General features: G+C 67.9%; 17 protein-coding genes. 6 read left to right on the top strand and 11 right to left on the bottom strand.

Annotation, left to right across the window (positions count from 1 at the left end):
- Positions 1–89 precede the first annotated feature (89 nt).
- Positions 90–1295 (top strand): urate hydroxylase PuuD, encoded by a 1206-nt coding sequence (locus tag ASD05_RS06875; protein WP_056589517.1) that lies wholly within the window; start codon positions 90–92, stop codon positions 1293–1295.
- A 62-nt stretch (positions 1296–1357) separates the two neighbouring features.
- Positions 1358–2698 (top strand): glycerate kinase, encoded by a 1341-nt coding sequence (locus tag ASD05_RS06880; protein WP_056589520.1) that lies wholly within the window; start codon positions 1358–1360, stop codon positions 2696–2698.
- A 12-nt stretch (positions 2699–2710) separates the two neighbouring features.
- On the opposite strand, the gene ASD05_RS06885 is transcribed toward ASD05_RS06880, so the two are convergent.
- A complete protein-coding gene (locus tag ASD05_RS06885; RefSeq protein WP_056589523.1) occupies positions 2711–3298 on the bottom strand; it encodes a phospholipid scramblase-related protein in 588 nt (195 codons plus the stop codon).
- A gap of 235 nt (positions 3299–3533) precedes the next feature.
- Here ASD05_RS06885 and ASD05_RS06890 point away from each other — a divergent pair, with 235 nt between their 5' ends.
- Positions 3534–4976 (top strand): NAD-dependent succinate-semialdehyde dehydrogenase, encoded by a 1443-nt coding sequence (locus ASD05_RS06890; protein ID WP_056589527.1) that lies wholly within the window; start codon positions 3534–3536, stop codon positions 4974–4976.
- A gap of 16 nt (positions 4977–4992) precedes the next feature.
- Here ASD05_RS06890 and ASD05_RS06895 read toward each other — a convergent pair whose 3' ends face one another.
- The 10 genes from ASD05_RS06895 to ASD05_RS06940 all read right to left on the bottom strand — a co-directional run bounded on the left by ASD05_RS06895 (position 4993) and on the right by ASD05_RS06940 (position 18013).
- Positions 4993–5709, bottom strand: a complete 717-nt coding sequence (locus ASD05_RS06895) for an MgtC/SapB family protein (protein WP_056589530.1) — start codon at positions 5707–5709, stop codon at positions 4993–4995.
- Positions 5710–6070: 361 nt separating this feature from the next.
- Positions 6071–8836 carry a magnesium-translocating P-type ATPase gene (gene mgtA, locus ASD05_RS06900; RefSeq protein ID WP_056589533.1) on the bottom strand — a complete coding sequence of 922 codons (2766 nt, stop codon included), beginning with the start codon at positions 8834–8836 and terminating at the stop codon, positions 6071–6073.
- 218 nt (positions 8837–9054) lie between these two features.
- A complete protein-coding gene (locus tag ASD05_RS06905; RefSeq protein WP_056589536.1) occupies positions 9055–9249 on the bottom strand; it encodes a hypothetical protein in 195 nt (64 codons plus the stop codon).
- A 341-nt stretch (positions 9250–9590) separates the two neighbouring features.
- Complete coding sequence (locus ASD05_RS06910; protein WP_056589539.1) at positions 9591–10013, bottom strand: acyl-CoA thioesterase; 423 nt, start codon at positions 10011–10013, stop codon at positions 9591–9593.
- Positions 10013–11314, bottom strand: coding sequence for a TRAP transporter large permease (locus tag ASD05_RS06915; protein WP_056589542.1), 1302 nt, complete (start codon positions 11312–11314; stop codon positions 10013–10015). Before ASD05_RS06915 ends, ASD05_RS06910 begins: the two co-directional genes overlap by 1 nt.
- Positions 11311–11835 (bottom strand): TRAP transporter small permease, encoded by a 525-nt coding sequence (locus tag ASD05_RS06920; RefSeq protein WP_235507884.1) that lies wholly within the window; start codon positions 11833–11835, stop codon positions 11311–11313. Before ASD05_RS06920 ends, ASD05_RS06915 begins: the two co-directional genes overlap by 4 nt.
- Before the next feature lie 3 nt (positions 11836–11838).
- Positions 11839–12915 (bottom strand): TRAP transporter substrate-binding protein, encoded by a 1077-nt coding sequence (locus ASD05_RS06925; RefSeq protein ID WP_235507885.1) that lies wholly within the window; start codon positions 12913–12915, stop codon positions 11839–11841.
- 46 nt (positions 12916–12961) lie between these two features.
- Positions 12962–14203, bottom strand: coding sequence for an alpha-hydroxy acid oxidase (locus ASD05_RS06930; RefSeq protein ID WP_056589549.1), 1242 nt, complete (start codon positions 14201–14203; stop codon positions 12962–12964).
- A gap of 22 nt (positions 14204–14225) precedes the next feature.
- Positions 14226–15842, bottom strand: coding sequence for an indolepyruvate oxidoreductase subunit beta family protein (locus tag ASD05_RS06935; RefSeq protein ID WP_056590362.1), 1617 nt, complete (start codon positions 15840–15842; stop codon positions 14226–14228).
- 11 nt (positions 15843–15853) lie between these two features.
- Positions 15854–18013, bottom strand: a complete 2160-nt coding sequence (locus ASD05_RS06940) for an indolepyruvate ferredoxin oxidoreductase subunit alpha (RefSeq protein ID WP_056589552.1) — start codon at positions 18011–18013, stop codon at positions 15854–15856.
- A 91-nt stretch (positions 18014–18104) separates the two neighbouring features.
- Here ASD05_RS06940 and ASD05_RS06945 point away from each other — a divergent pair, with 91 nt between their 5' ends.
- From ASD05_RS06945 to ASD05_RS06955, 3 genes are all read left to right on the top strand, one after another.
- Positions 18105–19022: a LysR family transcriptional regulator gene (locus ASD05_RS06945; RefSeq protein ID WP_056589555.1), complete on the top strand. Its 918-nt coding sequence runs from the start codon at positions 18105–18107 to the stop codon at positions 19020–19022.
- A 64-nt stretch (positions 19023–19086) separates the two neighbouring features.
- Positions 19087–20340, top strand: a complete 1254-nt coding sequence (locus tag ASD05_RS06950) for an Nramp family divalent metal transporter (protein ID WP_200955401.1) — start codon at positions 19087–19089, stop codon at positions 20338–20340.
- 10 nt (positions 20341–20350) lie between these two features.
- The gene (locus tag ASD05_RS06955) at positions 20351–21130 is read left to right on the top strand and encodes a sulfite exporter TauE/SafE family protein (protein WP_082571991.1); all 780 of its coding nucleotides are present in this window, start codon (positions 20351–20353) and stop codon (positions 21128–21130) included.
- Positions 21131–21162: the final 32 nt, after the last annotated feature.

A 21162-nucleotide genomic window follows, 5' to 3' on the forward strand; every position in this document is an offset into this window, starting at 1 on the left:
CTTTCTCTGCTTACAGCGCCCGCGGTGGTGAGCAGGCTGAAACCCTTCCTTGGTGCTTCGACGCGCCAATCGGGTTGAGAGAGAAGCATATGGAAAGCTACTACCTCGACTGGGCCAACCTGCTGCTGCGCTGGGTCCACGTCATCACCGCCATCGCCTGGATCGGCGCCTCCTTCTACTTCGTGATGCTGGACAACAGCCTCGAGAAGCCGCAAGACCAGGAATCGCTCGACAAGGGCGTGGGCGGCGAACAGTGGGCCGTGCACGGCGGCGGCTTCTACAACATGCAGAAGTACGCGCTGGCGCCGAAGAAGCTGCCGGACCATCTGCACTGGTCGTACTGGGAGAGCTATTCGACCTGGATCACGGGTTTCTCGCTCTTCACCATGTCGTACCTGTGGAATGCGAGCACCTACCTGATCGACAAGTCGAAGATGGACTGGCAGCCCGGCGCAGCCATCGGCGTGGCGCTGGCCTTCTTCGTCGTGTTCTGGATGGTCTACGACGGCATTTGCCAGGTCTTCGGCCGGCGCAAGAACGGCGACACCATCGTCGGCGTGCTGATCGCGCTCTTCATCGTCTTCGCGACCTGGCTGGCCTGCCAGTGGTTCGCGGGCCGCGCGGCCTTCCTGCTGGTGGGCGCGATGATGGCCACGACCATGAGCGGCAACGTGTTCTTCTGGATCATTCCCGGCCAGCGCAAGAACGTGCAGGCCCTGCGCGAAGGCCGCCCGGTCGACCCGGTGCACGGCCAGCGCGGCAAGCAGCGCAGCGTGCACAACACCTACTTCACGCTGCCGGTGCTGTTCGCGATGCTGAGCAACCACTACAGCTTCACCTACACGCACAAGTACAACTGGATCGTGCTGCTGCTGATCATGCTCGGCGGCGCGGCGATCCGGCAGTTCTTCGTGGTGCGCCACCGCTTCAAGCTGGGCAACGCGGGCAACCCGCTGCCGTATGCGCTGATCGGCATCGTGGTGCTGGGCCTGACCATCGTCTGGATGAAGCCCGAACCCGCGGCCGCGCCCGCCGTGGCTGCCGCCGCGCCCTCGGTGCCGTTCAAGGACGTGCAGAAGGTGCTCGAGCAGCGCTGCTACATGTGCCACGGCGCGGCCACGCAGATGAAGAACGTGCGCGTCGATTCGCCCGAACAGGTGGCCGCGCATGCGCAGGCGATCTACCAGCAGGTGGTGGTCACGAAGATCATGCCGATGAACAACGCCACGGGCATTACCGACGAAGAGCGGGCCCTCGTCAGCCGCTGGTTCCAGGCTGGCGCCAAGACAAACTAGACCGGGATCAAGAGTGCGGGGCGCCGTGCCCTGCACAATCGCCGGTTGGAGACAAGCAAGCCATGACCGCATCGAATCCATCCTTCGGCCCCGCCCCCGATCCGCGCGAGGCCCCGCGCGCCTTCCTCGAACACATCTACCGCGTGGCGGTGGATCGGGCACTGCCGCTGTCCACCTTGGGGGCCCACCTGCCGCCCCCGCCCAAGGGCCGCACGCTGGTGCTGGGCGCCGGCAAGGCCGGCGGCTCGATGGTGCAGGCGCTCGAAGCCCTGTGGCCGGCCGATGCGCCGCTGTCGGGGCTCGTCGTCACGCGCTACGACCACATCCCGCCGCGGCCCGAAGGCGTGCCGCAACGTATCGAGATCGTCGAGGCCGCGCACCCCGTGCCCGACGCGGCCGGCCAGCAGGCCGCCGAACGCATCCTCGCGCTGACGCAGGGCCTGACGGCCGACGACCTCGTGCTGTGCCTGATCTCGGGCGGCGGCTCGTCGCTGCTGGTGCTGCCGGCCGAGGGCCTGACGCTGGCCGACAAGCAGCGCATCAACAAGCAACTGCTCGAAAGCGGCGCGGGCATCGGCGAGATGAACTGCGTGCGCAAGCACCTGTCGCGCATCAAGGGCGGCCGGCTGGCGGCCGCATGCGCGCCGGCCCGCGTGGTGACACTGACGATCAGCGACGTGCCCGGCGATGACGCGGCCGTCATTGCGAGCGGACCGACCGTGCCCGACGCGAGCACCTGCGCCGACGCGCTCGCGATCCTCGACCGCTACGGCATCGAGGTGCCTGCGCCGGTGCGCGCCCGGCTCGAAAGCGGCGAACTCGAAACGCCCAAGCCGGACGATGCCGTGTTCCAGGGCCACGAAACCCACATGATCGCCACGCCGCAGCAATCGCTCGAAGCAGCGGCCAGGGCGGCGCGCGAGGCCGGTATCGAGGCGCACATCCTCAGCGACGAAATGGAAGGCGAGTCGCGCGAAGTCGGCAAGGTGCATGCCGCGCTGGCCCGCGCCGTGGCGCACCGCAGCGAGCCGTTCGCGCGGCCCTGCGTGATCCTTTCGGGCGGCGAGACCACGGTGACGATCCGCCCGCGCCAGCCGGGCAAGGCCAAGGGCCGCGGCGGGCGGGCCGGCGAGTTCTGCATGGGCCTGGCCGGCGCGCTCATGGGCCAGCCGCAGGTGTGGGCGCTGGCCGCCGACACCGACGGCATCGACGGCGTGGAAGACAACGCCGGCGCCTTCGTCACGCCCGACACGCTGGCGCGCGCCACGGCGGCCGGCAAGAAGCTGTCGGACCACCTCGACCGCAACGATGCGTACGGCTACTTCGACGCCATCGGCGACCTCTTCGTGACGGGCCCGACGCACACCAACGTCAACGACTTCCGCGCGCTGCTGGTGCTGTAGGCAGGAAGCGCCTCACTCCTTGAGGACCATGTCGATGCACATCACCGCCGCCACGATCAGCAGGCGGCGGGCGTCGTTGGCCGGCACGCCCGGATCGATCGACAGCATGTAGTTGTCGGCGGTGGTGAACAGTTCCTTGCCCAGCCCGGCCCACTTCTTGGACACGGCGGCGAACTCGGTGCTGCCCTGCACGAAGCGGAAATCCCAGCTGGTCCACTTGCCCCTGAGCGTGCAGGCGATCCGCTCCTGTGCGTCGAGCACGTCGAACTTGCCGCCGATGGAGAAGAGCTTCTGCTTGAACGAGCCGACGACCCGGTCGTTGCCGTCGAGCACCTGCACCTTCGACAGGAAGATGGACACACCGCGCTTGACCGACAGCACCTTCTGCCCCTCGGGCGTGGACACGACCACGTCGAACGGCGTGAAGCGCTTGTAGTCGGTGAAGCGCAGCAGCTTGCTGAAGAAGCCGAGGTTCGGCTCGCGGCATTCCAGGATCTTCTGCTGCGAGTGCGGATCGAAGATGTCGTAGTTGTTGGCGGCCTTGAAGATGCCGACGTGTTCCTTGATGAAGAACAGGTTGTTGCTGAGCGCTGCGTGCATGGATTTCCCTCGGTCCTCTGTGTGTTGGTTTGGCGGGGATTATGTTCGGCGCGCATGACTGCCCCATGCCCGGCCCGTGACCGGCGGTGGGCGAGGTTTGCGAACTCGGGTTAATCTATGCCCCCCGGCGGCCTGTGGCTGCCGTTGTCGCCGGCGCACCCTTCCGGGTGCCGCGTCGCACATCCAGATTTCCCATTCCTCTTTTCATCATCCAGTCCCGAAGGAAAAGTTCGCCATGACCGCCACCTACACCGACACCCGCCTGCTGATCGACAACGAATGGGTCGACGCCACCGGCGGCAAGACGCTGGACGTCGTGAACCCGGCCACCGGCAAGGCCATCGGCAAGGTGGCGCATGCCAGCATCGCCGACCTGGACCGCGCCCTGGCCGCCGCCCAGCGCGGCTTCGACAAGTGGCGCAACACCCCCGCCAACGAGCGCGCCGCCGTGATGCGCCGCGCCGCGGGCCTGATCCGCGAACGCGCCGGCGACATCGCCAAGCTGCTGACGCAAGAGCAGGGCAAGCCGCTGGCCGAAGCCAAGGGCGAGACGCTGGCCGCCGCCGACATCATCGAGTGGTTCGCCGACGAAGGCCGCCGCGTGTACGGCCGCATCGTGCCCTCGCGCAACCTTGCCGCGCAGCAGCTCGTGCTGAAGGAGCCGCTCGGCCCCGTCGCAGCATTCACGCCGTGGAACTTCCCGATCAACCAGATCGTGCGCAAGCTCGGCGCTGCCCTGGCGACCGGTTGCTCGTTCCTGGTGAAGGCGCCGGAAGAAACCCCCGCATCGCCCGCCGCGCTGCTGCAGGCTTTTGTCGACGCCGGCATCCCGCCGGGCACCGTCGGCCTCGTGTTCGGCAACCCCGCCGAAATCTCGAACTACCTGATCTCCCACCCGATCATCCGCAAGGTCACGTTCACCGGCTCCACCCCGGTCGGCAAGCAGCTGGCCGCGCTGGCCGGTTCGCACATGAAGCGCGTCACGATGGAACTGGGCGGCCACGCCCCGGTCATCGTGGCCGAAGACGCCGACGTGGCGCTGGCCGTGAAGGCCGCGGGCGCCGCCAAGTTCCGCAATGCAGGCCAGGTCTGCATTTCGCCGACCCGCTTCCTGGTGCACAACAGCCTGCGCGAAGAATTCGCCCGCACGCTGGTCAAGTACACCGAAGGCCTGAAGCTCGGCGACGGCCTCGCCGAAGGCACGACCATCGGCCCGCTCGCCAACGCGCGTCGCCTCACTGCGATGGCCCATGTGCTGGAAGACGCGCGCAAGAAGGGCGCCACCGTGGCCGCAGGCGGCGAACGCATCGGCGACACGGGCAACTTCTTCGCCCCCACCGTGCTGACCGACGTGCCGCTGGACGCCGACGTGTTCAACAATGAACCCTTCGGCCCCATCGCCGCCATCCGCGGCTTCGACACGCTCGAAGAAGCGATTGCCGAAGCCAACCGCCTGCCCTTCGGCCTGGCCGGCTATGCCTTCACCAAGTCGATCAAGAGCGCGCACCTGCTGAGCCAGAAGCTCGAGCTCGGCATGCTGTGGATCAACCAGCCCGCCACGCCTTCGCCGGAAATGCCGTTCGGCGGCGTGAAGGATTCGGGCTACGGTTCGGAAGGCGGCCCGGAAGCGCTCGAGGCCTACCTGAACACCAAGGCTGTTTCGATCCTCGGCGTTTGAGTCGGCCCCGACTCATTCACTCCTCGGCGGTGGCATTCCAGAAGGCTTGCTGCACGCCGTCGAGCGATTCGAGATCTTCAATGACACGGTCGAGCTCCGCGGGCTCGACCGCCGTTGCATAAAGCGTCGCACCGATCTCGGTGTCGGCCGGCCCGAACGGATGCTGGTCGACATCGCGCACCGGATAGTTCGCGGCTTCGAGCAACAGCAGCAGCTGGTCCATCACCTCGGGCCGTGCCGCGCGTGAACAGATCACGCGCACCACATACGTCGCCTCGCTCGCTTCCTCGCTGATCGGCTGCCGGTTGATGCGGTTCACCACGGGCCGCAGCAGCGTGTTGCTCGCCAGCACGAACAGCGCCGCGATCAGTGCTTCTCCCAGCAGGTTCGCGCCCGCGCAGGCGCCCACCGCGGCCGACCCCCACAGTGTGGCTGCCGTGTTTAGCCCCGTGACGTTGGCGCCTTCCTTCATGATCGCGCCCGCGCCCAGGAAGCCAATGCCCGACACCACGTAGGCCACCACGCGCACTGCGCCGCCGCTGCCGTCGAGCCGGTTCGCCAGATCGACGAATACCGCAGCACCTACCGCCACCAGTGTGTTCGTTCGCAGGCCTGCGGTGCGTTGCCGAACCTGCCGCTCCAGGCCGATCAGCGAGCCGAGGATGAAGGCTGCCGCCACGCTGACGAAGGTGTCGAGCAGCGAGTGGAAGTTGATGTTCTGGATGGCTTGCATTGGATGGATTCCTTTCTTGTTGTGATTTCGGTGTGCAGTTTGTGGGGGCCGGGTGTCATGTGCGTGTCACGGGGCGTTTGGGAGGCTGCTGTTCGGGGTGTGCTCACGCCGACGGGGTACCTTGCTCCGCGAATGTCCCCCGGCCTTCGGCCTCCTCCTTTATTTCGCTGCGCAAGGCACCCCGTCGGCGTGAGCGATCAGAGCGGTCGTTGATCGGCCGGCACAACCGCAGCGTCCATCGTGCACAGGGCGTCGGGTGCTCCCCGCAGCGAAATAAAGGGGGAGGCCGCAGGCCGGAGGACATTCGCGGAGGGGAGTACCCGGCGGCCTGTGCACACGCCCCGAACACTCAACGGAAAGATCACTGCCACCCATACCGCCGCGTGTACCATCCCTTCACACCCTGCGTCAGCAGCGCATACCCGAGCAGCATCGCGACCAGCCAAGGGAAGTACATCAACGGCAGTGCCTGCAGCTTGAAGTAGTGCGCCAGCGGCCCCATCGGCAGCCAAATGCCCACGGCCGCGATCGCCGAGCCCATGATCAGCAGCGGCCACGCCGCACGGCTTTGCAGGAACGGGATCTTGCGCGTGCGGATCAGGTGCACGATCAGCGTCTGCGACAGCAGTCCTTCGACGAACCAGCCTGACTGAAAGAGCGTCTGGTGGCCCACCGTGTTGGCTGCGAACACGAACCACATCACCGTGAACGTGAGGATGTCGAACACGGAGCTCAGCGGCCCGAAGAACACCATGAAGCGCCCCAGGTCCGCCGGGTTCCAGCGCTGCGGCGCCTTCAGGAATTCATCGTCCACGTTGTCGAACGGAATCGCGATCTGCGACACGTCGTACAGCAGGTTCTGCACCAGCAGATGCAGCGGCAGCATCGGCAGGAACGGAAGGAACGCGCTCGCCACCAGCACCGAGAACACATTGCCGAAGTTCGAGCTCGCGGTGAGCTTGATGTACTTGAGCATGTTCGCGAAAGTACGGCGCCCCTGGATCACGCCTTGCTCCAGCACCATCAGGCTCTTCTCCAGCAGGATGATGTCGGCCGACTCCTTGGCCACGTCCACCGCGCCGTCCACCGAGATGCCGATGTCCGCGGCGCGCAGCGCGGGCGCGTCGTTGATGCCGTCGCCCATGAAGCCCACCACGTGTCCGTTGGCATGCAGCGCATGCACGATGCGCTCCTTGTGCGCGGGCGTGAGCTTGGCGAACACCTGGTGCTGTTCCACCAGCGTGCGCAGCTCGGCGTCGTCCAGCTCCTCGATCTCGCGGCCGAGCACCATGCGGCCGACCTCCAGCCCCACGTCGGCGCAGACCTTGCGCGTGACCAGTTCGTTGTCGCCCGTCAGCACCTTCACCGACACGCCATGCTCGGCCAGCGCGCGCAGCGCCGGTGCGGTCGATTCCTTCGGCGGATCGAGAAAGGCCACGTAGCCCAGCAGCGTGAGTCCCGATTCGTCGGCCACGCCATAGGCCGGCTTCTGCGCCCCGGCCGCCAGCGCACGGCTGGCCACGGCCACCACGCGCAGGCCCTGGGCATTGAGCTCCGACGCCACGCGATGGATGCGCGCCAACACCTCGGCATCGAGCGCCAGCACCTCGGCGCCGCGCTCGACAGAGGTGCACACCGACAGGATCTCTTCCAGCGCACCCTTGCAGATCAGCAGGTGCTCGCTGCCGCCATTGGCCACCACCACCGACATGCGGCGGCGCGAGAAGTCGAAGGGCACTTCGTCGATCTTGCGCCAGGCTGTCTGCAGGCGCGTCTCGAGCTGCATCTCGGCATGGCCCAGCACGGCCTTGTCGAGCAGGTTCTTCAGCCCCGTCTGGTGAAAGCTGTTCAGGTAGGCCAGCTGCAGCACGTGGTCCGACTGCTCGCCCCAGGCGTTGGTGTGGCGCTCGAGCACGATGCGGTCCTGCGTCAGCGTGCCGGTCTTGTCGGTGCACAGCACGTCCATTGCGCCGAAGTTGTGGATCGCTTCGAGCCGCTTCACGATCACCTTCTGCCGCGACATCACCACCGCGCCCTTGGCGAGCGTGGCGGTCACGATCATCGGCAGCATCTCGGGCGTGAGGCCGACCGCGATCGACAGCGCGAACAGCGCCGCCTCCCACCAGTCGCCCTTGGCCACGCCGTTGATCACCAGCACCAGCGGCGCCATCACCAGCATGAAGCGGATCAGCACCCAGCTCACGCGGTTGATGCCCGCCTGGAACGCGCTGGTTCCGCGGTCGGTGGCCGTCACGCGCTGGGCGAGGGCACCGAAGAAGGTGCGGTCGCCGGTGTGCACGATCAGCGCGGTGGCCGTGCCGCTGATCACGTTGGTGCCCATGAAGAGCAGGTTCTCGCGCTCGAGCACGCCCGCGTCGTGCGCGCCGCGGTAGACCACGAATTTCTCGACCGGCATGGCTTCGCCCGTCAGCGCCGACTGGCTGATGAACAGGTCCTTGGCCGTGAGCAGGCGGCAGTCGGCCGGGATCATGTCGCCGGCCGACAGCGCGATGACTTCGCCCGGCACCAGGTCGCGCATCGGCACCTCGACGCGCACCGTGCCGGCGTGCGTGGCGTCGAAGCCCTCGTTGCCGGCCACGCCCGCCTTGTAGCCCGGCGCGGGTCGCAGCACGGTCGAGGTGTTGCTCACCATCGCCTTGAGCCGGTCGGCCGCCTTGTTGGAGCGCGACTCCTGCAGGAAGCGCAGCACCGTCGACAGCACGACCATGCTGCCGATCACCAGCGTGGCCTTCATGTCCTCGGTGACGTACGAGACCAGCGCCAGCACCGTCAGCAGAAGGTTGAACGGATTGCGATAGCACTGCCACAGGTGCTGCCACCAGGGCAGCGGCTGCTCGTGGCGCACCTCGTTGCTGCCGAGGCGCTTGCGCAGCACTTGCGCATGGCCTTCGCTGAGGCCGCGAGGCGAGCTGTCGAGCCTGGCGAGCATGTCGCCCGCATCGGTACGCGAAGCGGCGCTCAGCGCCCTGGCGATGTCGGGCGGCATGCTGGCGGAGCCGGTGCCGGCGGGCTTCGAGCCCAGCAGCGTCTGCCAGCGCTCGAAGTGATGCAGCATGTGGCGGCTGCGCAGGAAGCTTTCGAAGAAAGACTTCAGGACGTTTTTCATGGGGTTCTCCTTCGGGGCGGCCGCCGCCCGCCCCGGGGAGAACCACCGGCCTCAACGAGCCAGGGGCAACCCTTTGCGAAGCGCGGCAGCGGGCCGCGTTGTTATTGCTGCAATCGATCGAAGCGAAGGGGGCGCGCTACGGCGCCAACGAGAGGCTGGGTCCATGGAGTGCTCCTGTGTTGCTGGCAGGTCGAGGAAGGACGGGCGCGTGGAGCGGCTCAGCGGCGGCGCGTGCAGGTCGGCTGGAGCACGAGAAAGCTGCGGATGCGGCGCGTGGTCCACAACGCGGCGGCCTGGTCCAGCGCCGCATCGACGGCCGGCGCTGCGGCAGCATCGACGGTGCGCGCAGGCTCCTGCTCCGACGAGCGAACGCGCTGTTCGTGCGGCTGACGACGAAGATGAAAGTGACGCATGACAAGGCTCCTTCGCGTTGAAGGGCCTCGCGCACGGACGCACGCAAGCTGACTGAAAAAGTCAGTAACGAGAACGACGGGAATCGGGAGGAGGAGCCGCTTGCCGCAAGGCAAGAGAGTCACGCTGTGTGCACACCGGCACGCAGCGCGGGGGGAGCCTGCGCTAGAGAGCCGGGTGTGTCACGCCTGCCGAGGCACGCGTCTTGTCACTGATCCAACTGGCACTGTCCACGCACGGGGCTCCGAAATGAAGATTCCCGATTGTTGCACTGCGGCATGCGCAGAGTCAACCCTTGGGACGGCGTTCCACGATGTGGTGCAAGGTCTTCTCGCGACGCGGCCTATTCGCAGAGCGCGCGAATCGACGGCGGAATCTGCACCGCGCGGATGCCGCCGCCTTCGCGCTTCGCAGCGAAGATCCGCACCTCTTCGCATTCGAGGATCAGGTCGTCCCCGCGCGTCGCCCGGTACGTCTGCACGAAGCTCTTCTCGCGCCACTCGGTGATGCGCACTGCGATGCGCAGCGTGTCGCCGTAGGTCGCCGCCTTCACGAAGCGCGTGTGCGTGTCGACCAGCGGCGTGCCGATCACGCCGAGCGTGCCCGTCGCTTCTTCCCAGCGCGGCACGCCGCATTCGGCAAAGAAATGCCGCGAGGCCGCATCGATCCAGCGGAAGAAGTTGGGAAACCAGACGATGCCAGCCGGGTCGCAGTCGCCGAATTCGATGCGCACGGTGTAGACGATTTCTTTGTCGCTGTTGCTCATCAGCCCATTCTCGTCGGCAGCCACAGGGCGATGATGGGGAACGCGATCAGGATCACCAGCCGCACGATGTCGGTCACGATGAACGGCAGCACGCCCTTGAAGATGGTGGTGAAGCTCACGTCCTTCACCACGCTCTTGATGACGAACACGTTCATGCCCACCGGCGGATGGATCAGCCCCAGCTCCACCGTCATCACGATGATCACGCCGAACCAGATCGGGTCGAAGCCCAGGTGCACGATCACCGGATAGATGATGGGCACGGTCAGGATGATCATGGCCATCGCGTCCATCAGGCAGCCGAGCACCAGGTACATCAGCATGATGAGCGCCAGCACGCCGTAGCGGCCGATGCCCAGGCCGGTGAGGAACTCGGTGAGCTTCTGCGGGCTTTGCGTGATGGTGAGGAAGTAGCCGAACAGCAGCGCGCCGATCAGCACGGTAAACACCGCCGCCGCCGTGCGCGTGGCCGAGAGCAGGGCCTCGCGGATCTTCGGGCCGTCGAGCTTGCGCCGCACCAGCCCGAGGATGAATGCGCCGCTCGCGCCCACTCCGCCCGCTTCGGTCGGCGTGAAGAAGCCGCCATACAGGCCACCGATCACGAACACGAACAGCACCAGCGGCGCCCACACGTTCTTCAGGTCCTTGAAGCGCTCCGACCACGGCTTGACCTCGCCGCCAGGGAGCCAGTCGGGCCGCAGCTTGACGATGATGGCAATGGTCATCACGTACATCGCCATCGCGAGAACGCCGGGCACGATGCCCGCCATGAAGAGCTTGCCGATGTCCTGCTGCGTGAGGATGGCGTACACCGCCAGCACCGTCGATGGCGGCAATATCGCGCCCAGTGTGCCGCCCGCGGCAATCACGCCGGTGGAGAACGACTGCGGGTAGTTGAAGCGCCGCATCTCCGGGTACGCCACCGCCGAGAAGGTCGCGGCCGTGGCCACCGACGATCCGCAGATCGCCGCGAAGCCGCCGCACGCCACCACGGTGGCCACGCCGAGCCCGCCGCGCAGGTGGCCGATCATCGAGTTGGCGGCCTTGAAGAGCTCGCGGCTCACGCCCGAGACCGACACCAGCGCGCCCATCAGCATGAACATCGGGATCACGCCGAAGGTGTAGTCGGTCACGGTGCGCATGGAGGTCTGGCCGACCAGCTTCAGCGCGGGGCCGGGGCCGACGAGGTAGCTGTAGCCGGTGACGCCCACCAGCCCCATCGCCATGCCGACCGGCACGCGCAACAGCATCAGGACAAAGAGGGCGACGAAGCCCAGGACTGCAACTGCATCGGGACTCATTCGTCGGCCTTCTGTTCAGCGTGGACTTCTTCGAGCTGCTCCGGATGGAAGATCAGCCGGTAGGTGCGGATGGCGATCAGCAGCACCGCGCACACGTCGCCCGTCCAGGCCACGGCGTAGAAGGGCCAGGTCGGGATGTTGAGGTCGTAGGTCTGCACGTTGTCGACGTAGGTGCCGCGCACCTTGTCGAACAGCATGATGGTCTGCACCGCTACCACGAACAGCAGAACCAGCGTGGCGAACACGTCGATCACGCGCTTCATGCGCGGGCTCGCCGCCGTCCACACCAGGTCGACGGTGATGTGGCCGCCCCGGTAGCTGGTGGCCGCGATGCCCCAGAAGATCAGGATGCCCAGCAGCATGCGGCCGAAGTCGTACGCATCGGGAATCGAGGTGTCGAAGAACTTGCGCAGCACCACGGCCACGAAGATGTTGAGCGCGACGATCCCAACGAAGATGGCGGCGAGCCATTCGATCGTGTTGATCGCGCGGTCCATGTAGCGGACGGACCGGGCAGCCATCGTTCAGAGCGCCGACTTGTTCTTGGCGAGGCTGGCTTTCAGCGCATCCATCACCGCCTTCGGGTCTTCGCCCACTTTTTTCACGCTCTCGGCCCATTGCGCTTCCGACGGCGCCGCCGCCTTGCGCCATGCATCGAGCTGCTCCGGCGTGAGCTTGTAGATCTCGTGGCCCGGCAGCGCGGCCATCTTGGCGTGCCCCGCGAACTCGAAGTCCGCCCACGAACCGGCCACCTTCTGTGCCCATTCGCTGGTGCAATGGCCGTCGATCACCTTCTTCTGTGCGGTGGACATGGCGTCGTACTTGCCCTTGTTCATCACCCACACGAAGGGCGTGACGTAGAGCGGCACGTCCATGTGGTACTTCACCACCTTGTCGATGCCGAACAGGCCGATGGAGCCCCACGGGAAGGTGATGGCGTCGGCCACGCCGCGCTCCAGCATGTCGCGCGACTCGGGCGCGGAGGCCTGCACGTTGGTGCCGCCCAGCGAGGTGATGAGCTGGCCCACGGTGCTGGTGGCCGGACGCACCTTCATGCCCTTGATGTCGGTGGGCACGGTGATCTTCTTGCGCGAATGGAAGGTGCCGGGGTCGTGCACGAACGCGAAGCAGTACTTGACGTCCTTCATCTCCTTGGCCGCGTAGTTGCGGTACCAGGCGTCGATGGCGGCCGAGCCTTCCTTGCCGTTGGCGAAGAGGAAGGGCAGCGATGCACCCGCCATCACCGGGAAGCGGCCGGGCTGGTAGCCGGGGTTCACGTACGAGAAGTCGGCGATGCCATCGCGCGCCATGTCGTAGTGGTCGAAGGCCTTGCCGAGCTGTTCCGACGGAAACAGGATCGCGGTGATGGTGCCGCCCGATTCCTTCTTGATGTCGTCGGCCCAGGCCTGCAGCGCGGGGTTGAGCGGGTGTTGTGCGGGCACCCAGCTCGACAGCTTGAGCTGCACCGGCTTGTCTTGCGCCTGCACGGCGGGCGTGCCCGCGACGAGCGCGGCGCAGGCTGCGAGCAGGGCGAGGGGCTGGATGCGCGGGAGGCGTTGCGCAGGCGTGCCGCGGCGGCGGGGATGGTGAGTGGCTTTCATGGTCTCCTTCGTTATGGGTGGCGTGAATCGTCGAGCTGGGGTGAGCCTAGGCAGGCGCGCGTGCGGGGTAAATGGAGGGTTTCCCGCGCGTGCCTTCCGGAGGCCGTTGCGCGAAGCCGTTCTGTGCGTCGGGCGAACGCGGTGCGGGCTGGTCGACGTGGCGCGGCCCGAGCTCGCGTGCATGCGCCGCGCCGAGCAGCGTCATCGTGCGTTCGGTCTCCTGCGCCAGCAACTGCAGCACCGACAGCGCGCCCTGCTCGCCGTCGCAGGCCAGTCCATAGAGCGGCGCGCGGCCAATGAGGACCGCGCGAGCGCCCAGTGCGAGCGCCTTCACGATGTCGCTGCCGCGCCGGATGCCGCCATCCATGAACACGGGAATGCGGCCGCCGACCGCATCGGCAATGGCGGGCAACGCTGCGATGCTGGCCGGTGCCGCGTCGAGCTGGCGTCCGCCGTGGTTCGAGACCACGATGCCGTCCGCGCCGTGCTGCACGGCACGCCGGGCGTCTTCCGCGCCCAGCAGGCCCTTGACGAGCAGCGGGCCGTCCCAGAGCCGGCGCAGCCACGCCAGGCTTTCCCAGGTCAGCGTGCGGTCCATGGTGCGCGAGAGCAGCGCGGCCTGGGCTTGCGGGGAGATGGGGGCGCCGTCGTGGTCGGGCAGCAGGTTGGCGAACCGCGGCATGCCACTGCGCGCGAGCCGCAGCAGCCATGCGGGGCGCCGCGCCATGTCGAGCAGCGTGCCGGGCGTGAGCCGCATCGGCACGCGGAAGCCGTGGCGCAGGTCGCGTTCGCGCAGGCCGCCGACGGGCACGTCCACCGTGAGCACCAATGCCTCGAAGCCGGCGGCGCGCGCACGGTGCACGATGCGCTCGGCGATGGCCCGCTCGCCCATCACGTAGAGCTGCATCCACAGCGTGGCATCGGGGGCGGCGGTACGAACGTCTTCGATGCGAATGTTCGATGCGGTCGAGAGGATGAAGGGCACGCGCGCGGCCTGCGCGGCGCGGGCCAGCAACGCATCGGCATTCGGGCGCACGATGCCGGCCAGCCCGATGGGTGCGACCGCGAAGGGGGCGCGCCAGCGGCTGCCGAACAGTTCGATGCCGATGTCCAACATGCTGGTGTCGCGCAGACACTCCGGGATCAGCGGCAATGCTTCCAGCGCATCGCGGTTGCGCCGAAGGCAGCGTTCGTCTTCCGCGCCGCCGTCGACATAGTCGAACACCAGGCGCGGCAGAACGCGCCGGGCGCGGCGCCGATAGTCTTCGACATTGAGCAGCAGTGCCATTGCGGGTGCCTCCCTTTCTGTCTCAGGCGCTGCCGGCGGGCTTGCGCTTCATCCAGCGGATGGGCTGCGCCTTGACGGGGCGGGCGGGCGCGCCGTGTTCCACCAGCGCCGCATCGAGTGCCTTGCCTGCGTCGTCGGCCAGTGCGGCCGTGCGCGCGGCGGCGACGGCCCGCGCGCGCTCGGCCGGAGCCACGCCGGGCTGCGCGGCGAGGTGGTCCGTCATGTGCAGCAGGTTCTCCTTGCCGCGTTCGTTGGTGCTGCCGTAACCCTTGATGAGCCGCCCGCACAGCGCCAGCTCGTGGCCCAGGGCCCACGCTTCGCGCGTGCCCGCCTCCACGGCGGCGAGCCAGCGTTCGATCAATGCCTGCTCCTCGGCAAAGCGGCTGCCGCGGCGGCGCAGCCAGCGCAGCGAAGCCAGCACCCGCAGCGAGGCCATGCCGAACACCGAATGGCTGCCCACCTTCAGCGGCAGCGCCCAGGGCGCGAGGCCGCGCGCCTGCCGGCCCCGGTCCCAGGCCGTCACGCGGCGTGACAGCGAAGGAGGCAGCAGCGCCGCGAACTCCGCGGCGCCGGGCTTGAAGTGGTCGTAGACCTTCACGATGTCGTCGTCGCCGGCCCGCACCTCTTGCCGCACCCGCTGTGCGCGGCCCGCGCGGCCCTTGAGCGCGGCCACGCGCACGATGTCGTCGAAGGCCATCCACAGCGCGAGCCAGCGCGCCATCTCCCGGGTGATGGCGAAACCCTGCGTGCCGGCCGGATCGGCTGCGCGCTCGGCGTCGAGCACGCGGACCAGCCGCTCGGCATAGAGCGCGGCGTAGGCGGCGTCCTGGTAGTCGAGCACGCGGGCATGGCCGAGCGTGAGCATGTCGTGCACGGCGGGCGGGAAGCGCCGTGCGAGGTCGGCGGGCAGGGCGCTGGCCGGCGGAGGCGCGTCGTTGGTGTCGCCGGCGAGCACGCTGCTGACGAACGCGGCCTGCACGCGCGGCGCACTCACCGCGTCGAAAGCCGCCACAAAGCCGCGCAGGCTGGCGGCCGCCATCTTGCCGAGCTTGCCGGGGGCGCTGGTATCGCCGCCACGCACCACGTGTTCATAGGCGTCACGCGGGAACGGGAACAACCCGCTGCCCGCGATGGCGCCGAGCATCACCGCGCTGACCACCGTGCCGCTATCGCGCGCGATGGCATTCATGTCGAACACATGGTGCTCGCGGCTGAAGGCCCTCACCACGTCGACGAGGCGCTGCGCATCGGCGCGGCCGTCGCCGGGCTCCATGCGTTCGGCCGTCGTGAGGATGCGCGCCGACGAACTGATGACCAGCGTGCGCAGCGGCGCGCTCATGCCGTTGCCGATCTGGCGCGCGGTCTCGAGCAGCTCCGACGACACGATCGCATCGAGCGTGCCCGGCACCGGGCTCAGGCTGAACACCGGGCGCCTGCCGCCGAGTTGCGCGAGCGGCACGGGGAACACCTCGATGTAGTAGGTGGTGGCGCCCGTGCGCTGCGCCACGCCGGGAATCGACGTGCTCTGCGCGGCGTAGCCGGCGTGGCGCGCGATGTCGACCAGCCATTCGGTGAGCACGCCGCCGCCTTCGCCGCCGAGGGCGCAGACGAGCAGGGTGAGGGGGCGGTTGTTTTCCATGCCTTCGCTCCTCATGCCGGTTGAAGCGCACGAACGACCGCGCCGCGCAACCCGTGCAGCAGGCGTTCATGCCACTTCGGGTTCTGCACCACCTCGGCCCGGTAGAAGCTCGGGCACAGCGTGGCCGCGTGCGCGTTGGCGCCGCACAGCCCGCAGCCCACGCAGCCGTCGATCACGGTGGCCACGGGGTCGACCTTGAGCGGATCGGGGTTGTCCTTGAGCGTGAGCGTCGGGCAGCCCGACAGGCGGATGCAGGCATGGTCGCCGTTGCACACGTCCTCGTCGACGCCGTACTTCACGCGCACCACGCGCTCGCCGCGTTGAAGCAGGCCGGCGAGCCATGGCTTGATGCGGCGCTGGCGCTCGAGCTGGCATTCGCCCTCGGCGATTACCACCTTCAGGCCGTTGAAGTCGCTGGTGAGCGCCTCGGTGAGCGTCTTGCGCATGCGCTCCACGTCGTAGGTGGTGACGGTGCGCATCCATTTCACGCCCAGGCCCTTGAGCGTGTCCTCGATGGTCTGGTTCTTGTCGACCAGGCTCTGCTGCTTGTCGACGGCGCGCTCCTTGATCTCGTCGTCGGGCGTGGAGATGATGTCCTGCGTGCCGGTGGCCGAGGTGTAGCCGTTCTTGAAGATCAGCAGTACGGCGTCGTCGCCGTTGAACAGCGCGCTCTGCACGCCGGTGAGCAGGCCGTTGTGCCAGAAGCCGCCGTCGCCCATGATCGACAAGGTGCGGCGGTTCATCATCGGCGCCACGCCCGCGCGGCTCGCGAGGCTCATGCCGTAGCCGAGGATCGAGTGGCCCATCGAGAAGGGCTCGAAGGTGCCGAAGGCGTGGCAGCCGATGTCGGCTGCAATGTGCACCGGGCCGGTCTCCTGCTGCGCGAGCTTGAGCGCCGAGAACACGGGCCGCTCGGGGCAGCCGATGCAGAAGCTCGGTGGCCGGTTGGGCAGCGGTGTGGCCAGCTGCCGCGCCACCGCTTCGCGGCGTTCGCGATTGCCTGCCAGCCAGGCCTGCGCGGAAGACAGGGCCTCGCTCGCCGCGATGTACTGCGCGGCGAATTTGCCGATACCGCCCGACAGCACTTCGACGCCGTACTCGCCCGCCGAAGGCAGCATGTCCTTGCCGTGCAGCGGCGTCTGGATGTCGCGCCGGCGCAGCAGCGTGGCGATGTCCTGCTCGATGTATTCGGGCTGGCCTTCCTCCACCACCAGCACCGCGCGCTTGCCCACGCAGAAGTCGGCAACCTGCTCCGGCACCAGCGGATAGGTCACGTTGAGCACGAGGATCGGGATGTCCGTCTCGCCGAAGGCGTCGGCCAGCCCCTGCTGCTGCAGGCTGCGGATCAGCGCGTTGTAAAGCCCGCCCTGTACCACGATGCCGAGGTCCGCGTGGCGCCCGCCGGGCATCAGCTCGTTGAGGCCGTGCTCGACGATGTAGCGGCGCGCCGCCGGCATGCGTTCGTCGCCCTTGAGCTTCTCGTGGCGGAAGGTGACGGGCGGGTGTGCGAGCCGCATGTAGTCGAAGCCCGCGGGCTCGGTCATCAGCGCGCGGGTCGAGACGGCGGGCGCGATGTTGTCCTTGCACTCGAAGCTGCCGCGCACGTGGCAGGTGCGGATGCGCAGCTCCATCAGGCAGGGCATGTTCGAGCTTTCGGACAGGCGGAAGCCTTCCTCCACCATGCGCACCATCACGCCGAGGTCGGGCCGCGGATCGAGCAGGCACATGCTCGACTTGAGCGCATAGGCATGCGTGCGTTCCTGGATCACGCTGGCGCCTTCGCCGTAGTCCTCGCCCACCACGACCAGTACGCCGCCCGTGACGCCCGGCGAAGAGAGGTTGGAGAGCGCATCGGCCGCCACGTTGGTGCCGACTATCGATTTCCAGGTGACCGCGCCGCGCAGCGGGTAGTGGATGGAGGCGCCGAGCATGGCCGCGGCCGAGGCCTCGTTCGAGCAGGCTTCCACGTGCACGCCCAGCTCGTCCATGTAGGCCTTGCCCTGGACCATGACGTCGAGCAGGTGCGACACCGGCGCCCCCTGGTAACCGCCGACGTAGGCCACGCCCGACTGCAGCAGGCCCTTGGTGATCGCGAGGATGCCCTCGCCGTGGAAGGTGTCGCCTGCGCCGAGGCGCAGCATCTCCACTTCCTTGCTGAATGAAACTTCCATCGTGTCTCGCCGTGTTCTGGTCTTGAGGGGGGAACGCGGCAGTGTGGTGGGTGCGGCGCCATACTTCAATAAAATAATCCAGCTATCCAATATGAACTCGGTGCATATCGACGAGGTGGACCTCAACCTGCTGCGGCTCTTCGATGCGGTCTACCGGACCCGCAACGTGAGCCGCGCGGCAGAGGCCCTGGGCCTGACGCAGCCGGCCGCCAGCCATGGCCTGACCCGGCTGCGTCTGCTGCTGGGCGACGCACTCTTCACGCGCACCCCTGGCGGCGTGGCGCCGACGCCGCGCGCCGAGCGGCTGGCGGTGTCAGTGCAGTCGGCGCTGGCCACGCTGCAGCAGGCGCTGAGCGAGCCCGAGCGCTTCGATCCGGCGGCCTCGCGCAAGCTGTTCCGCATCCACATGAGCGACATCGGCGAGGGGCGCTTCCTGCCGCCGTTGATGGCGCGGCTGCGCGAGCTGGCACCGGGCCTGCGGGTCGAGACCATGCCGCTGGCGGCGGGCGAGATCACCACCGCGCTGGACAGCGGCAAGGTCGACTTCGCTTTCGGTTTTTTGCCCCGCGTGAAGGACACGCAGCGCGCCCAGCTGCTGAAGGACCGCTACATCGTGCTGCTGCGCAAGGACCATCCCTTCCTGAAGCGCCGACGCAGCGGCCAGGCATTGCTCGATGCGCTGCAGGAGCTCGACTACGTGGCCGTGCGCACGCACGCCGACACCCTGCGCATCCTGCAGCTGCTGAACCTCGAGGACCGGGTGAGGCTGACGACCGAGCACTTCATGGTGCTGCCGGCCATCGTGCGCGCGACCGACCTGGCGGTGGTGATGCCGCGCAACATCGCGCGCGGCTTTGCCGGGGAGGGCGGCCATGCCATCGTCGAGCCGCCGTTTCCGCTGCGCGACTTCACGGTGTCGCTGCACTGGAGCAAGCGCTTCGAGGCCGACCCGGGCAACCGCTGGCTGCGGCAGGTCATTACGGCGCTGTTCTCGGAGAAGGCGTCATGAGAAGCCATGAGCCCGCGCGCGGTTCATGTACTGGTCAGGCTCGGCATGCCACCATCGGGCGAACATGAAGAAACGCATTCCCTCCTTCCTGCGCCACGTCGGCCCGGGCGTCGTCACCGGCGCGGCCGACGACGATCCGTCGGGTATCGCGACCTACACCCAGGCCGGCGCGCAGTTCGGCACCGGGCTGCTGTGGACGGTGTTCCTGTCGCTGCCGTTCATGGTGGCGATCCAGCTGGTGTCGGCGCGCATCGGGCGCGTGACCGGCAAGGGCGTGGCGGCCAACCTGCGCGAGCACATGCCGCGCAGCTTCCTGGTCGTGCTGGTCTTCCTGCTGGTGGTGGCGAACACCATCAACATCGCGGCCGACATTGCGGCGATGGGGGAGGCTCTGCAGCTGGTGGTGGGAGGCGGGGCGCATTTCCACGCGCTGGTCTTCGGCGTGGTGACGGTGCTGCTGCAGGTGTTCGTGCCCTACCGCAAGCTGGCCCACATCCTCAAGTGGCTGACGCTCACTCTGTTCGCCTACGTTGCCGCGGTGTTCGCGGTGCAGGTGGAATGGGAGCGGGTGCTGCACGACCTCGTGGTGCCCAGGCTGCAATGGAGCGGCGACTACTGGATGATGATCGTGGCGCTCCTGGGCACCACGATCTCGCCCTACCTGTTCTTCTGGCAGGCGTCGCAGGAAGTCGAGGAGCTTCGGCTCAAGGGCGGGCGGCGCGGAACGGACGAGGAGGTGCGGCACGACCTGCGGCGCGTGCGCCTGGACACCTGGGTGGGCATGACCTTCTCCAACCTCATCGCCTTCTTCGTGATGGTGGTGGGCGCATCGGTGCTGTACACGGCCGGGGTGCACGACGTGACCTCCGCGGCGCAGGCGGCCGAGGCGCTGCGCCCGCTGGCCGGCGATTTCGCCTTCTGGCTGTTTGCCGGCGGCATCATCGCCACCGGCCTGCTGGCCGTGCCCGTGCTCGCGTCTTCCGCGGCTTATGCGGTGGCCGAGGCTTTCGGCTGGGGAGAAGGGCTGGAGCGGCACTGGCGCGAGGCCAAGGAGTTCTACGGAATCATCGCAGTGGCCACGCTGGTCGGCACGGCGCTCGACTTCACGCCCATCGACCCCATGAAGGCGCTTTATTGGAGCGCGGTCATCAACGGGGTGGTAGCGGTTCCGATCATGGCGGCCATGATGATCCTGGTGACGCGCGAGAAAGTGATGGGCGTGTTCACCTCCGGGCGCCGGACCCGGTGGCTCGGCTGGGGCGGCACCGCCCTGATGGGATTCGCGGCCCTGATGATGGGCTGGGACATGATGCGCTGAGACCGGACCCGTGCAAGCGATTCTTTCGGGGGCCGGCCCGGTGCTGGTCTTCATGGCCTGCGTCGCGCTCGCGACCTACGCGCAGAACCTCACGGGCTTTGCATTCAGCCTGATCCTGCTCGGGCTCGTGTCGGTGTTCCACGTGGCCAGCGTGAGCGACACGGCCAACGCCGCCACGGTGCTGAGCCTGATCAACGCATGGACGTACTTCCGCGCCCGGCCCGGCGTGGTGCCCTGGCAGCTCATGAAGCCGGCGCTCAATGGCAGCACGGTCGGCGTGATTGTCGGGCTCGTGCTGCTGAACTGGCTCAGTGGCGACGCGGTCGACTGGCTGCGCGGACTGCTGGGCGTGTCGATCCTGGGCTGCGCGGTGCTGCTGGTGCTGCAGGCCAGGCCGCTGCCGGCGGTGTCCGGCCGCGCGAGCTTCGCCGTCGTCGGCGGGTTGTCGGGCGTGCTGGGCGGGCTGTTCTCGAGCTCGGGGCCGCCGATCGTCTTCCACATGTACCGCCAGCCGCTGGATCGCGAGCTGGTGCGCCGCGCGCTGCTGCTGATGTTCGCGTTCAACTCGCTGGTGCGGCTCGTCATCGTGGTGCCGACGGGGCACTTCTCGTGGCGCGCGGCGCTGCTGGCCGGCTGCGCGATGCCGGTCGTCTACGGCGCGACGCGGCTGCACCACCGGCTGCCGAACAGGCTGCAGCCGCGCACGCTCAAATGGCTGGTCGGCGGCCTGCTCGCGGCGGCCGGTTCCACGCTGGTCGCCACGGCGTGGGTGGCCATCGCGCACAGCTGACCGCCGACGGGGCCTTCGCGTGGCCCGGGAAT

Origin of the sequence: Variovorax sp. Root434 (genome assembly GCF_001426595.1) — a bacterium.
Taxonomy (GTDB): domain Bacteria; phylum Pseudomonadota; class Gammaproteobacteria; order Burkholderiales; family Burkholderiaceae_C; genus Variovorax.